The organism is Vannielia litorea (assembly GCF_018424695.1).
Lineage (GTDB): Bacteria > Pseudomonadota > Alphaproteobacteria > Rhodobacterales > Rhodobacteraceae > Vannielia > Vannielia litorea_A.
Genome location: NZ_QTNQ01000005.1, coordinates 1 through 13,711 on the forward strand (window position 1 = coordinate 1; position 13,711 = coordinate 13,711).

Annotated in this window: 16 protein-coding genes and 1 tRNA gene; 9 read left to right on the forward strand and 8 right to left on the reverse strand. The window is 67.4% G+C overall.

Annotated features, from left to right (window positions below):
- Positions 1–42 precede the first annotated feature (42 nt).
- From DYI42_RS03045 to DYI42_RS03065, 5 genes are all read right to left on the reverse strand, one after another.
- A complete protein-coding gene (locus tag DYI42_RS03045; RefSeq protein ID WP_213544450.1) occupies positions 43–849 on the reverse strand; it encodes a substrate-binding domain-containing protein in 807 nt (268 codons plus the stop codon).
- Positions 846–1,589 carry an ATP-binding cassette domain-containing protein gene (locus DYI42_RS03050; RefSeq protein ID WP_213544451.1) on the reverse strand — a complete coding sequence of 248 codons (744 nt, stop codon included), beginning with the start codon at positions 1,587–1,589 and terminating at the stop codon, positions 846–848. The genes DYI42_RS03045 and DYI42_RS03050 overlap by 4 nt, the downstream gene beginning before the upstream one ends.
- A complete protein-coding gene (locus tag DYI42_RS03055; protein WP_213544452.1) occupies positions 1,582–2,289 on the reverse strand; it encodes an ABC transporter permease in 708 nt (235 codons plus the stop codon). Before DYI42_RS03055 ends, DYI42_RS03050 begins: the two co-directional genes overlap by 8 nt.
- 165 nt (positions 2,290–2,454) lie before the next feature.
- On the reverse strand, positions 2,455–3,060 hold the full coding sequence (locus tag DYI42_RS03060; RefSeq protein WP_213544453.1) for an outer membrane protein: 606 nt from the start codon (positions 3,058–3,060) through the stop codon (positions 2,455–2,457).
- A gap of 215 nt (positions 3,061–3,275) precedes the next feature.
- Positions 3,276–3,365: transfer RNA gene (locus tag DYI42_RS03065), tRNA-Ser, on the reverse strand.
- 221 nt (positions 3,366–3,586) lie between these two features.
- Between DYI42_RS03065 and DYI42_RS03070 the strand changes: the two genes are divergently transcribed.
- The 7 genes from DYI42_RS03070 to proB all read left to right on the forward strand — a co-directional run bounded on the left by DYI42_RS03070 (position 3,587) and on the right by proB (position 9,070).
- Positions 3,587–4,486, forward strand: coding sequence for a DUF2059 domain-containing protein (locus DYI42_RS03070; protein WP_213544454.1), 900 nt, complete (start codon positions 3,587–3,589; stop codon positions 4,484–4,486).
- Positions 4,487–4,707: 221 nt separating this feature from the next.
- Entirely contained in the window at positions 4,708–5,394 is a 687-nt protein-coding gene (locus DYI42_RS03075) for a 50S ribosomal protein L21 (protein ID WP_213544455.1), read from the forward strand.
- 21 nt (positions 5,395–5,415) lie between these two features.
- Positions 5,416–5,685, forward strand: a complete 270-nt coding sequence (rpmA, locus tag DYI42_RS03080; RefSeq protein ID WP_213544456.1) for a 50S ribosomal protein L27 — start codon at positions 5,416–5,418, stop codon at positions 5,683–5,685.
- Between the two features lie 150 nt (positions 5,686–5,835).
- The gene (locus DYI42_RS03085) at positions 5,836–6,390 is read left to right on the forward strand and encodes a GNAT family N-acetyltransferase (RefSeq protein ID WP_213544457.1); all 555 of its coding nucleotides are present in this window, start codon (positions 5,836–5,838) and stop codon (positions 6,388–6,390) included.
- Between the two features lie 3 nt (positions 6,391–6,393).
- Complete coding sequence (locus DYI42_RS03090; RefSeq protein WP_213544458.1) at positions 6,394–6,939, forward strand: GNAT family N-acetyltransferase; 546 nt, start codon at positions 6,394–6,396, stop codon at positions 6,937–6,939.
- Entirely contained in the window at positions 6,927–7,967 is a 1,041-nt protein-coding gene (gene obgE, locus DYI42_RS03095) for a GTPase ObgE (RefSeq protein WP_213544459.1), read from the forward strand. Before DYI42_RS03090 ends, obgE begins: the two co-directional genes overlap by 13 nt.
- A complete protein-coding gene (gene proB, locus DYI42_RS03100) occupies positions 7,955–9,070 on the forward strand; it encodes a glutamate 5-kinase (RefSeq protein ID WP_213544460.1) in 1,116 nt (371 codons plus the stop codon). Before obgE ends, proB begins: the two co-directional genes overlap by 13 nt.
- Before the next feature lie 86 nt (positions 9,071–9,156).
- On the opposite strand, the gene DYI42_RS03105 is transcribed toward proB, so the two are convergent.
- Positions 9,157–9,789 carry a DUF1638 domain-containing protein gene (locus DYI42_RS03105; RefSeq protein ID WP_213544461.1) on the reverse strand — a complete coding sequence of 211 codons (633 nt, stop codon included), beginning with the start codon at positions 9,787–9,789 and terminating at the stop codon, positions 9,157–9,159.
- Positions 9,790–9,845: 56 nt separating this feature from the next.
- Here DYI42_RS03105 and DYI42_RS03110 point away from each other — a divergent pair, with 56 nt between their 5' ends.
- A complete protein-coding gene (locus tag DYI42_RS03110) occupies positions 9,846–10,421 on the forward strand; it encodes a TetR/AcrR family transcriptional regulator (RefSeq protein WP_213544462.1) in 576 nt (191 codons plus the stop codon).
- A 33-nt stretch (positions 10,422–10,454) separates the two neighbouring features.
- Here DYI42_RS03110 and DYI42_RS03115 read toward each other — a convergent pair whose 3' ends face one another.
- A complete protein-coding gene (locus tag DYI42_RS03115; protein WP_213544463.1) occupies positions 10,455–11,159 on the reverse strand; it encodes a corrinoid protein in 705 nt (234 codons plus the stop codon).
- Between the two features lie 208 nt (positions 11,160–11,367).
- On the opposite strand from DYI42_RS03115, the gene DYI42_RS03120 reads away from it, so the two are divergent.
- On the forward strand, positions 11,368–12,495 hold the full coding sequence (locus DYI42_RS03120) for a PA0069 family radical SAM protein (protein ID WP_213544464.1): 1,128 nt from the start codon (positions 11,368–11,370) through the stop codon (positions 12,493–12,495).
- A 170-nt stretch (positions 12,496–12,665) separates the two neighbouring features.
- Here DYI42_RS03120 and bmt read toward each other — a convergent pair whose 3' ends face one another.
- A complete protein-coding gene (bmt, locus tag DYI42_RS03125; protein WP_213544465.1) occupies positions 12,666–13,679 on the reverse strand; it encodes a betaine--homocysteine S-methyltransferase in 1,014 nt (337 codons plus the stop codon).
- Positions 13,680–13,711 lie beyond the last annotated feature (32 nt).

A 13,711-nucleotide genomic window follows, 5' to 3' on the forward strand; every position in this document is an offset into this window, starting at 1 on the left:
CTCCGGGGGTGTGGGGGCAGCGCCCCCACTCCGACGTCAGCCTCACTCGCTGGCGTTAGGAAAGAACAGCTGCTGGCCGTTCGGGGCGAAAGCGGCAATGGCGTCCTGCCCCTCGGGGCCGAGCAGCCATTTTGTAAAGCGTTCGGCCTCTTCCACCCGCGCGGTCGGGCAGGCGGCGGGGCTGACCACGATGACGCCATATTGGTTGAACAGCTTCGGGTCGCCCTCGACCAGAATTTCATGATCGCCCTTGTTGGCGAAGGTCATCCAGGTGGCGCGGTCGGTCAGCACATAGGCGCCCTGCGCGGTGCCGAGGTTGAGCGTGGCGCCCATGCCCGAGCCGGTTTCCAGATACCAGGCACCGGAGCCCGCCGCCGGATCGGCACTGCTCTCGGCCCAGAGCCGCATCTCGGCCTTGTTTGTGCCGCTGTCGTCGGCGCGCGACGCGAAGGGTGCCTTTGCCGCGGCGATGGCGGCGAGGGCGGCGGTGATGTCATCCCCCCGCGTGCCCGCCGGGTCGTCTGCCGGGCCGACGAGGACGAAATCGTTGTACATCAGCGGGTGGCGGGCCAGCCCCTTGCCCTCGGCCACGAAGGCCTCTTCGGCGGCGCGGGCATGGGTGATCAGCATGTCGCCGTCGCAGTTGCCCGCATTCTTCAGCGCCTGCCCGGTGCCCACGGCCACCACGCGCACGTCAATTCCACTGGCCTCTTCGAAGATCGGCAGCAGGTGATCGTAGAGGCCCGAGTTCTGCGTCGAGGTGGTGCTTTGCACGGTGATGTGGCTTTGGGCATGGGCGGGCAGGGCGAGCAGCGCGGCAAGCGCGGCGGCGAGGAGTTTGGCAGTCACAAGAACAGTCTTCCGTCAAGATAGGCCCGCGCTTCGGCGGACTCGGGGGTGGAAAAGAAACGATGGGCCGGGGCGTGTTCGACAACCCGGCCCTGGTGGAGAAAGGCGACATCACCCGCCAGCCGCTCGGCCTGGGCGCGGTCATGTGTGACGAGCACCAGCTTTACCCCGCGCCCGGCGGCCCGCAGCGCGATGGCCTCGATCGCGGCGGTGGCCTTGGGGTCGAGCGAAGCGGTGGGCTCGTCGAGCAGCAGCAGGGCCGGATCGGTGGCCAGCGCGCGGGCCACGGCCAGCCGCTGTTGCTCGCCGCCCGAGAGCCTGCGCGCGGGGGCGGCGGCGAGCGACGCAAGGTCACAGAGGTCGAGCAGCTCGGTGATCCGCCCCGCACGTTGGGCGCGGGGCACCCGGGCCAGCTTCAGCGCGTGGGCGAGGTTGGCGCGCACCGAGCGGCGCAGCAGAACCGGCTTCTGGAACACCAGCGCCGGCCGGGCAAAGCGCGGGGCCAACTCGACCTCGCCGGCATCGGGCTGGATCATGCCGGCGATGACCCGCAGCAGCAGGCTCTTTCCGGCGCCATTGGAGCCGAGCAGGGCGGTGATCCCGCCGCCGCCAAGCGCAAGATCGACCCCGCGCAGAAGCGCCCGACCGCCGCGCGAGAGGTAAACCCCCTGCACCGCGATGCCCGGTTCGGCGCCCCGCGTCTCGGGGCGGGCCAGCGGGATGACGCGGCGCTCAGCCATGGGCCGGCTCCCCGATCCGCTGGCGCAGGCCCATCAGCGCCCCGTTGATCGCCAGCGAGGCCACCAGCAGCACGAGGCCCAGCGCCAGCGCCAGCGAGAGCTCGCCGCGCGAGGTTTCCAGCGCGATGGCGGTTGTCATCACCCGGGTCAGGTGGTCGATGTTGCCGCCCACGATCATCACCGCGCCCACCTCGGCCATCGCCCGCCCGGTGCCCGCCAGCGCCGCCGTGACAAGCGCGGGCCGGGCCTCCCAGAGCAGGGTGGCCATGGCCTGAGCGCGGGTGGCCCGCAGGGCGCGCAGGGTTTCGGAATACTCGCTGTCCAGGTCGGCCACGATCTGCCGGGTCAGCGCCGCGACGATGGGGGTAACGAGCACCACCTGCGCAATCACCATCGCCGTTGGCGTGTAGAGCAGCCCCAGCACCCCCAGCGGCCCGGCGCGCGAGAACAGCATGTAAAGCGCCAGCCCCACCACCACCGGCGGCAGGCCCATCGCGGCAGACACCAGCAGCGAAAGCGCCCCGCGTCCGCGAAACCGCCCCACCGCCAGCAGCGCGCCGAGCGGAAAGCCGATGGCGCAGGCGATCAGCACCGCAAGCCCGGTCACCTGAACCGAAAGCGCGAGGATCTCCAGAAAATCCGCGTCCGCCCGGACAATCAGCCCGGCCGCCTCCGATATGGCCTCGCGGAATGCAGACATGGCAGCGCGCCCCTCCCGTGGCCACCTCCGTGGCCGTTGCGCGCATCCTAGGGCGGAATCGGCGAAGGCGGAAACCAGACTTTCGACTCTGTGGCGCGGTGGAGCGACATGCAAAAGGGGCGGCGCCTGCGCACCGCCCCTTCGCTCTTTCAAATTTAATCCGCCTCAGAAGGCGTAGTTCAGGCCGATCGAGAAGGTATCGGCCTTCACATCGACGCCATCGGTATCGCCGAAATCGTCGAACTGGTGGTTCAGGTATTCACCGCGCACGCGGATGTTCTCGGTCGCGGCATATTCGAGGCCCGCGCCGAGCACGTAGCCGTCACCGCTCTCGCCATCGACGTTCAGGTTGGCAAAGCCGGCGGTGGCATAGGGCAGGAACTGCCCGGCGTCATAGCCGATACGGCCCTTCAGCGCGAAAACGTCGCCATCTTCCTCGGCGCCATCGGCGTCAAGCTGAAGGCTCTGGTAGGCGAGTTCACCGCCGTAGACGAGCGAGCCGTTGTCCCACAGGTAACCCGCCTGGGCCCCGAAGGAGTTGTTGATGTCGAAGTCGGCGTCGCCGGCATCGGTCTCGATCGAGCCGCTGCCGGTGCCGAGCGACAGACCGCCGTAAAAGCCGGTCCAGTCGGAGCCGTAATCCACCACCGGGGCAGGGGCCGTGACGACCTCTTCCACAACGGGCTCTTCGAGGTTGCCTGCAAGGGCGGGCGCCGCGAAGGCCGCGGTCAGGGCGACCGGGGCGAGGCTGGTGAGCATGATCTTACGCATAGGTATAGTCCTCTGTCCTTGTTACTGCGTCGGTGGGGGAAACGCAGGCCAAAGCCGCCTGTTCCTTCACGAAATCCGGCGTGGTCGTGATGTGACGCAGGGGCAGGAGCGTGTAGGCCGGGCGGCACAAGGGCAGCCGCTCTCACGCAGGGTGAGAGGCCCCGGGCGGAGCGCAACAAATTGCAACGATCTGGGTGCATCCCGAGGGAGGAATGTGGCGGAGAGACAGGGATTCGAACCCTGGGACCCCGTGAAGGGTCAACGGTTTTCGAGACCGCCCCGTTCGACCACTCCGGCACCTCTCCGCGATCCTGTGGCCTCAGGTGGCGCGGATGTATAAGAGCGCCGCAGCGGGCGCAACCCTCAAGATGCGCCAAGATGCGATCTGGGGTTGGATTGGCGGGCCGGAGGCGCGGAAGCGGTCGAAATCAGCCGCTTGGGGTTCAAATTCCTGGGACCGGCTTGGAAATGCTCCGCCGAAGGCCTATTGCAGGACCAGCTTTTATTTACCGGAGCCCTGCCGCCCATGTTGCGAGTCCCCGCCCCGTTTTGCGCCGCCCTGGCGCTGGCCTTCACCGCCATTCTGGTGGCCCCGGCCCCGATGGCGCTTGCCGAGGCGGCGGAGGCGGGCACCGCCGAGAGTGCGGCCGAGCCTGCGCCGCTGCCGGCCGCCGAAACCGAGGAGCTGCTCACGGCGCTGGGGATGGACCAACTCTTTCCGATCCTGCGCGAGGAGGGCCTGGCCTATTCCAAGGCGCTGGAGCGCGAGCTGTTTCCGGGGGCCGGGAACGAGGAGTGGCAGGCACTGGTTGGCGATATCTACGCGCTGGACAGGCTGGAGCGGGTCATGGCACGCCGCTTTTCCGAAGAGATGGCCGGGGTGGATACCGCACCGCTTCTGGCGTTCCTGCAAAGCGAACGGGGCCAGCGGATCATCGGGCTCGAGGTCTCGGCCCGCGAGGCGCTGCTGGATGAGACCGTGGAGCAGATGAGCCGCGAGGCGCTCGACGAGATGCGGGCCGAGGACTCGCCGCGCATGGAGGCCCTGCGCGCCTATATCGAGGCCAATGACCTCGTGGAAAGCAACATTGCCGGGGCGCTCAACTCCAACCTCGCCTTCTACCAGGGCCTCTCTGCCGGGGGTGCGCTGCCCCTGGAGATGACAGAGGAAGACATGCTGCGCGACGTCTGGTTGCAGGAGCCCGATATCCGCGAAGAAACCGAAAGCTGGGTCTGGTCCTATCTCGCCATGGCCTACCGCCCGCTGGAGGATGCCGACATCGAGGCCTACACGGCCATGTCCCAAACCCCCGAGGGCCGGGCCCTGAACCGGGCGATCTTTGCCGCCTTCGACGAGCTCTTCACCGATATTTCCCGCGATCTCGGGCTCGCCGCCTCGCGTTTCATGCTCAGCGAAGACATCTGACGCGAAACTGCGGCAGCGGCGGTGCAGGGTGGCCCGAACCCCCTTGACACAAAGGCCTTTCCGCCCGATAAGCCGCGCTCTACCCGATCCTGGGTGGAAAACGGACGTAACAAGGCCCATATGAAGGGCACGCAGTTCGAGGTGGCTACGCTCAACCAGGGCAGGCCGGCAACACCCCGCACGGGGGACCGCAGGAACGCGAAAGACGTAAGGAAAACAATATGTTTGCGGTTATGAAAACCGGCGGCAAGCAATACAAGGTGGCGAGCGGCGATGTGCTGCGCGTCGAGAAGCTGGCCGCAGAGGCGGGTGAAACCGTCCAGTTCAACGAGATTCTCATGGTTGGCTCCACCGTCGGTTCCCCGATGGTCGACGGTGCCGCCGTGCAGGCCGAAGTGATCGACCAGATCAAGGGCGAGAAGGTCATCCACTTCGTGAAGCGCCGCCGGAAGCACGGCTCCAAGCGCACCAAGGGCCACCGCCAGCAGCTCACCCTGCTGCGCGTCACCGACATCCTGGAAAAGGGTGGTGACAAGACCGGCGTGAAGGCCGCCATCGGTGCCGGTTCCGTCTCGGGTGCTGCCGTGGCTGCTGCCGTGAAGGACGCGCCTAAGAAGGCCGCCAAGAAGGCCGAAGAGAAGCCCGCCGCCAAGAAGGCCGAGGCTCCGAAAGAAGAAGAGAAAGCCGCCCCCAAGAAAGCCGCAAAGGCCGAAGGTGGCGACGACCTCAAGCAGCTCTCGGGTGTTGGCCCGGCGCTTGAGAAGAAACTGCACGAAGCGGGCGTGACCACGTTCGCCCAGATCGCTGCCTGGACCGAGGCCGATATCGCCGAGATGGACGAGAAGCTCTCGTTCAAGGGCCGTATCGAGCGTGAAGGTTGGGTCGCACAGGCCAAAGATCTGGCCTGAGCCGAGAAGGAGTAGAGAGATATGGCACACAAGAAAGCAGGCGGTTCCTCCCGTAACGGCCGCGACTCCGCGGGCCGTCGCCTCGGCGTCAAGAAATTCGGCGGCGAAGCCGTGATCCCGGGCAACATCATCGTGCGTCAGCGCGGCACCAAGTGGTGGCCGGGCGAAGGCGTGGGCCTCGGCAAGGATCACACCATCTTTGCGACCGCCGAGGGCCAGGTGACCTTCCACAAGGGCATCAAGGGCCGCACCTTCATTTCGGTTCTTCCGGTTGCGGAGGCCGCCGAGTAAGCCGAACCCGAAGCGAAATCACATTTCCGGGGGGGACGGCAGGCGCCGATCCCCCCCGCTGCGTTTTCGGGCCATGTTGGCCCTGCGGCGGGAGAGGGGGCCCACCGCATGCCGGAGAGGAGATCCGGCGCACCGGAGGAGTAACGACACATGCAACAAGACCGGATTTCGGGTCAGCCCGTCATCACCGCAGAGCGGGTGACCCTGCGCCCGCTCCAGCAGAGCGACGCGGGCCTGATTACCCTTTACGCCAGCGACGAGCGCGTGGCGCGGGCCACCCGCCACCTGCCGCACCCGCTGCCGCCGGGCACGGCGGAGGCCTTCATTCGCGGCTCCCACGCCGAGAACCGGCGCGAGGATGTCTGGGCCATCGACGGCACAGCTGCCGGCATGGGCGAGTTGGTGGGCATCGTCGCGCTGGCCCGGATGGAAGACGAGGAAGAGCGCCGCAGGCAATCGGAGATCCGCTACTGGGTTGCGCCGGCGATGTGGAACACCGGCCTCGCCTCCGAGGCGGTATCGGCAATGGTCGAGGCCAACCCGCATGAGGCGCACACCATGTTTGCCGAGGTGTTTCAGGATAATCCGGCCTCGGCCCGGGTGCTGACGAATGCGGGCTTCGAATACCTTGGCGATGCCGAGGCCTATTCCGTTTCCCGCGGGGGCACCGTGCCCACCTGGACCTACCTGAAGAAGCTGGCCTGACCCATGCAGGCGGAGCAGCTCGACATCCTGACCGAGCGGCTCCGCATACGCCCGCTGGAGGCCGGTGACGCGCCGCGGCTCGCCGCGCTTGGCGGGCGGCCCGAGGTGGCGCGGATGATGCTCACCTTCAAGGCCCCCTGGCCCGAATCCGACGTGCTGGCCTGGATCGAGGCCTCGCGCTATCGCGGCGCGCCCGGCTTTCGTCTTGCGATCGAGGCGCGGGAAACGCCCGGCCTCATCGGCATCATCGGGCTGGGCGCGAACCCGGCGACGCTGATGTATTTCATCGCCGCCGCGCAGGGCGGGCGCGGCTATGCCACCGAGGCGGGCCGGGCGTTTCTGGCCTGGGCTTTCGCCACCTTCGGGCTCGAGGCGGTGGAGGCCGATCACTTCCACGACAACCCGTCATCGGGCCGGGTGCTGCGCAAGCTGGGCTTCGAGATCATCGGCCAGGGCAGCGCCACGAACCCGCTGAGGCTTGAGCCCGAGCCCATCACCCTATATCGCCTGACGCGAAACGCTTTCGAGGCCACGCAATGCAATTCCTAGATCTGGCAAAGGTTTACATCCGCTCGGGCGCGGGCGGCAACGGGTGCATCTCGTTCCGCAAGGAGAAGTACATCGAGTTCGGCGGGCCGGACGGCGGCGATGGCGGCACCGGCGGCGATGTGATCGCCGAGGCCGTGAGCAACCTGAACACGCTGATCGACTTTCGCTACCAGCAGCATTTCTTCGCCAAGAACGGCCAGCCCGGCATGGGCCGCCAGCGCACAGGGGCCGATGGCAAGGATATCATCCTGCGCGTGCCGGTGGGCACCGAGATTCTGGAGGAAGACGAGGAGACGGTGATCGCCGACCTCACGGAAGAGGGCCAGCGCGTGGTGCTGGCCAAGGGCGGCAACGGCGGCTTCGGCAACCTGCACTTCAAGAGCTCCACCAACCAGGCCCCGCGCCGCGCCAACCCCGGCCAGCCGGCGGTGGAGCGCACCATCTGGCTGCGGCTGAAGCTGATTGCCGACGCGGGCCTGCTGGGGCTGCCGAACGCGGGCAAGAGCACCTTTCTCGCCGCCACGTCGAACGCGCGGCCCAAGATCGCCGACTACCCGTTCACCACCCTGCACCCCAACCTCGGGGTGGTGGGCGTGGATGGGCATGAGTTTGTCATGGCCGACATTCCCGGGCTGATCGAGGGCGCCCATGAGGGCCGGGGCATCGGCGACCGCTTTCTTGGCCATGTCGAGCGCTGCGCGGTGCTGTTGCACCTTGTCGATGGCACCTCGGAGGACGTGGCGGAGGATTATCGCACCATCACCCACGAGCTGGAGATGTATGGCGGCCACCTTGCCGAAAAGCCGCGCGTGCTGGCGCTGAACAAGGTGGATGCGCTCACCGAGGAGGAGCGCGCCGAAAAGCAGGCCGAGCTTCAGGAGGCCGCCGGGCAGCGGCCCTTCCAGATTTCCGGCGTGGCGGGCGAGGGCATCCAGGAGGTGCTGCGCGCGCTACGGGCGCAGATCGTGCGGGCGCGCAAGGATGAGCGCATGGAGGACGACGACGAGGACGCGCCGTGGCAGCCGTGACATCGGGGCTGAGCGCGGCCCGCCGCCTCGTCGTGAAGATCGGCTCGGCCCTGCTGGTGGATCGGGAAACAGGCGCGCTCCGGCAGGAATGGCTGGTGGCCCTGGCCGAAGACATCGCCGCACTCAGGGCGCGGGGCTGCGAGGTGCTTCTGGTCTCTTCCGGCTCCATCGCACTGGGGCGCGGTGTGCTGGGCCTGGGCCTCACCGAGCTGCCGCTGGAGCAGAGCCAGGCCGCCGCCGCCGTGGGCCAGATCCGGCTGGCCCGCGCCTATGAAGAGGTGCTCACCCCCCACGGGCTGAAGGCCGCCCAGGTGCTGCTGACGCTGGAAGACAGCGCCTCCCGCCGCCGCTACCTGAACACCCGCGCGACGCTGGAAACGCTGCTGTCGCTCGATGTCATCCCCATCGTCAACGAGAATGACACGGTGGCGACCGACGAGATCCGCTTTGGCGACAATGACAGGCTCGCCGCGCAGGTGGCGGTGACGGTGGGTGCCGATACGCTGGTGCTTCTCTCGGATGTCGACGGTCTCTACACCGGTAATCCCGCCACCGATCCGGCGGCCACCCGCTTCGACGTGGTCGAAGAGATCACCCCCGAGATCGAGGCGATGGCGGGCGATGCGGGCTCGGGCCTGTCGCGCGGGGGGATGAAGACCAAGCTGCTCGCCGCGCGGACGGCGACCACCGCTGGCTGCGCCATGGCGATCACCCACGGCTTTGCGCTCGGGCCGCTGCGGCGGCTGGAAGAGGGCGCCAATGCCACATGGTTCACCGCCCAGACCACGCCGCAGGCCGCCCGCAAAGGCTGGATCGGCTCGATGAAGCCGCGTGGAACGGTCACGGTGGATGCGGGGGCCGCCAAGGCTCTGGCAGAGGGCAAATCGCTGCTGCCCGCCGGGGTGCGGCGCGTGGAGGGGGCCTTTCTGCGGGGCGATCCTGTGGAGATCGTCGGGCCAGCCGGGCACCTCGGGCAGGGGCTGGTGCGCTACACCGCCACCGAGGCCGGGGTGATCGCCGGGCACCGCTCGGAGGAGATCGAGGCGCTTCTGGGCTACCCGGGGCGGGCCGCGCTGATCCACCGGGATGACATGGCGTTATAGCGGCAACTCATCGGCCCTCGCGGTCCTCTTCGCAGCTGCGTCGTATATGCGATGAGTGGCCGAATGGCCTCGAAGAGCAGCCCGGCTCACGCCTTCGCTAGCGCCCCCTCCAGGTCTCCGTAGCCGGTAAAGCGCCGCTCGAAGGCCAGCCCGAGCGTTTCGGCGTGCTGCATCGCCAGCGCGGTCAGCGCCGGATCATCCGTCTGCGCCTGGTAGACCAGCGTTTCGTAATGGCCGAAGTACATCTCCTTCAGCTCCGGGTGCTTGTCGAACTTCAGCGGCCTGGTCACGAAGGCGTCGAACTGGCGCACCAGGAAGTCGGTAAGATAGAACGCCGTGATCTCGTCGTCATGGGCGGCGAAGGCCGCATTGCCCTCGAAGAAGCTGTAGCAATGCGGGCCGCGGACCATCTCGACGCCCAGCCTGGCGCAGCGCGCCTCCAGCAGCCCGCCGGTGCCGCAATCGGCGTAGACCACAAAGATCCGTTCGAAGCTGTCGCGATGCTTCTCCACCGCCGCCTCCACCGCATCGGGGATCTGCTCCGGGCGGTTGTGCAGGATCGCGGGCAGGCAGGTGAGGGCCATGTGGTGCCAGCCGTTGGCCTCGATCAGGGCGAGGATTTCGCGGGCCAGCGCCCCGCAGGCGATGAGCAGCAGCTCGCCCCGGCCCGCCCGGGCCAGCCCGTCTTCGGTCAGGGCCTGATCGCTGGGAAGTTTCACACCGCGTGCCCCGGAAACGAATTGACCATGGTCATGTTTTGCGCCACCAGACCGCCATGACAGAACCCGTTCAGCGCCGTGCCCGCGCCACCCGTGCCAATCTTGTCGCCGCCGCCGAAAGCATCGTGGCCCGCGAGGGCTTCGGCGCGCTCAGGGTGGAGCAGGTGGTGAAGGCCGCAGGCGTGGCCAAGGGCACCTTCTTTGCCCATTTTGCCGATAAGGACGTGCTGATGGAACAGCTCGTCGCCAAGCGGATCTCCCGCCTGCTCGACGCGCTGCAAACCGCGCGGCGGCCCTCCAGCGCCAAAGGCCTGGCGGCCACGCTCGGGCCGATCGTCGAGCTGCTCACCTGCGAGCGTTATGTCTTCGATCTGGTGCAACGTGCCTCCCTTGCCGACGGCCCGGTGGCCGAGGCGCTCTCGCGGCTCGATCTCATCCTCACCGGCTGGTTCGGAGGCCTCTTCGGCGCGCCGCCCTTTCGGACCGACCTGCCGCCGAAGGTGATGGCCGAGGGCATCCGCGCCTTCACCCTCATGGCCATGGCCCGCCACGTGGCCAACCCCGGGAAGGGCACCAACCCGGGCCGCGCCCTTGCGGTTCATGTCGAAGCCTTCCTGATGCCGCCAGAGTAGGGCGGGGCACCTGGCCCCGCCGACAGGCAAGCGTCAGCCCGCCATCTGGTTGTGCTTGCGGGCAATGAAGTCCTTCGCCGTTTCCACCGCCACGGCAGCATCGCGGCAATAGGCATCTGCGCCGATGGCGCGGCCGAACTCTTCGTTCAGCGGCGCACCACCAACAAGCACGATGTAATCGTCGCGCATGCCTTGCTCGACCAGCGCGTCGATCACCACCTTCATGTAGGGCATGGTGGTGGTCAGCAGGGCAGACATGCCGAGGATGTCGGCCTCTTCGGCTTTCAGCGTGTCGATGTATTTCTCGACCGGGTTGTTGATGCCGATGTCGACCACCTCGAAGCCTGCACCCTCCATCATCATCGAAACGAGGTTCTTGCCGATGTCGTGGATGTCGCCCTTGACGGTGCCGATCACCATCTTGCCCATGCGGGGCGCGCCGGTTTCGGCCAGCAGCGGTTTGAGGATCGCCATGCCCGCCTTCATCGCGTTGGCGGCCAGCAGCACCTCGGGCACGAAGAGGATGCCATCGCGGAAGTCGTCGCCAACCACCTTCATCCCGGCGACAAGTGCCTTTGTCAGCACGTCATAGGGGGCCCAGCCGCGTTCCAGCAGGATGTTCACGCCCTCCTCGATCTCCTCCTTGAGGCCATCGTAGAGGTCATCGTGCATCTGGGCGGTGAGATCCTCATCGGAAAGTTCGGACAGGATGATGTCGTCTTCGTCATCCGCAGACATGGGCATTTCCTTTGCTTGGCCGGGGTGCGGCCGGTGCGGTTTCTGTTACGAGCCATTGCCAGAATGTCGCAGGCGGACTTTCCGATTTACGACATGGCGCGCGCATTTGCCGACTTATAGCCGGGATTTGGGGCAAGGTGGCGGGAAAAATATGCATGAAGGTCATGTGGTTCTTTCAAATGTTCCGTATATGTTCTATGTTCGGCACATGGAACGGCGCGCGACACATGGGTTTGAGGAGGCGGCCACCGCGGGCTGGGCGGTGCCTGAGCATCGCCGCCGCGGGCGTGCGGCCATCTCCAATGTGGCCAACCGGTTCGATCCCTATGCCGTCGAGCGAGCTGATGATGGCTGGGAGAGCGGGGCGGAGGCCGATCTGCCCCCCTTGCGCACCGAGGTGGCGCTGGAAAGCCCCCGCAAGATCATCACCCGCAACAGCTCGCCCGATCTGTCGTTCGACCGTTCGATCAACGCCTATCGCGGCTGCGAGCATGGCTGCATCTACTGCTTTGCCCGGCCCACCCATGCCTACCTCGGCTTCTCGCCGGGGCTGGATTTCGAAACCCGGTTGGTGGCCAAACCGAACGCCCCCGAGCGTCTGGAGGCCGAGCTGGCGAACCCGCGCTACGAGGTGGCGCCCATCGCCATGGGCACCAACACCGACCCTTACCAGCCGATCGAGCGCAGCCACCGCATCACCCGGCGCCTGCTGGAGGTGCTGCGGGCGCATAACCACCCGGTCGGCATCGTCACCAAGGGCAGCCTGATCGAGCGTGATCTGGATATTCTGGGCGACATGGGTTGGGAGGGGCTGGCACGAGTGGGCATTTCGGTGACCACGCTGGATGCCGGGCTGTCCCGAAAGATGGAGCCGCGTGTGCCATCGCCTGCGCGCCGCCTCAAGATGATCGAGCGGCTTGCGGGGGCGGGCGTGCAGGTGCGGGTTATGGCCTCGCCGATGATTCCGGGGCTGACCGACCATGAGTTGGAGAAGATTCTGGAAGCGGCGCGGGATGCGGGCGCCGTGGCGGCCAGCTACATCGTTCTGCGGCTTCCGCGCGAGGTCTCGCCGCTGTTTCGCGACTGGCTGGAGGCCAATGTGCCCGAACGCGCGGCCCGGGTGATGGCGCGGGTGCGCGAGATGCATGGCGGGCGCGACTATGATCCGGAATGGGGCCGCCGGATGAAAGGGCAGGGCACCCATGCGGCGCTGCTCTCGCACCGCTTCGAGGTGGTCTGCAAGCGGCTTGGGCTGAAGCGGAACCTGCCGCCGCTGAGGTGCGATCTGTTCAAGGTGCCGCCGAAACCGGGGGACCAGCTCAGCCTGTTCGGCTAAGCTGGCGGCTGCTCAGCAATCCCTTCGGGCTTTCTTCGCATGCGCGCGGGCGAAGACGCCTCGGAGGGCGGATGAGCCCGCCTCCCGGGCGGCTCATCGGAGCCTTCGGCTTCTCTTCGCAGATGCGATGAGGGCCGCAAGGGCCGAAGAGCGGCCCCGGGTGCGTTCCGTCAGCTCCTGCGGCGGCCGCGGCGCTGGCGCTCGGGGCCCGGCTCGTCGCCGGTGCCGTCGCTTGCGGAGGAGAAGCCGCCGAGCTTTTCGGCGATCTCTTCCAGCGTCGGCGCGGGCGCGGCGGGGCGGGTATCGAGCGCTTCGCGCATGGCGGCGAGGTGCTCGGGCGTGGTGCCGCAGCAGCCGCCGATGATCCGCGCGCCCATGTCACGGGCCATGCAGGCGTAATCGGCCATCAACTCGGGCGTGCCGTTGTAGTGGATGTGCCCGTCAACGTATTTCGGAATGCCCGCGTTGCCCTTCGCGATCACCGGAATTTCCGGCCCTTCGGCCAGAAAGCCCTTCACCGTGCGGAGCAGGTCGGAGGCGCCGACGCCGCAGTTGGCCCCGAAGGCCAGCGGCGGCCTGGGCAGCTTGGTGACCATCTTCACCATGTCGGCAGAGGTCACGCCCATCATCGTGCGTCCGGCGGTGTCAAAGCTCATCGTGCCGACCCAGGGCATGCCGGCCAGCGCGCAGGCCTCGGCGGCGGCCTTGTATTCTTCGGGGGCCGAAATGGTTTCGACCCAGAGCACATCGGCCCCGCCCTCCTTCAGCCCCTCGGCCTGCTCGTGGAACATCTCCACAGCATCCTCGTGGCTCAGCGTGCCGATGGCGCCCATGATGTCGCCCGTCGGGCCCATCGAGCCGGCCACCACCACGGTGCGGCCCGCCTTGTCGGCCACCTCGCGGCCAATCTCGGCGGCCTTGCGGTTGAGCTCGCGCACCCGGTCTTGCGCATCGTGCAGCTTGAGGCGGGAGGCATTGCCGCCAAAGCTGTTGGTCAGGAACAGATCGGAGCCCGCCTCGACGGCGCCCGAGTAGAGCGCGGCAATCCGGTCGGGGTGCTCGTCGTTCCACAGTTCGGGCGCATCGCCTGATTGCAGCCCCATGTTGAACAGTGTGGTGCCGGTGGCGCCATCTGTCAGCAGAAAGGGGCGTTCGGCGAGGAGGGTGCTCAGGGCGTCAGGCATCAGGGGCTCCGGTAGATCGGTTGCGCAGGGGG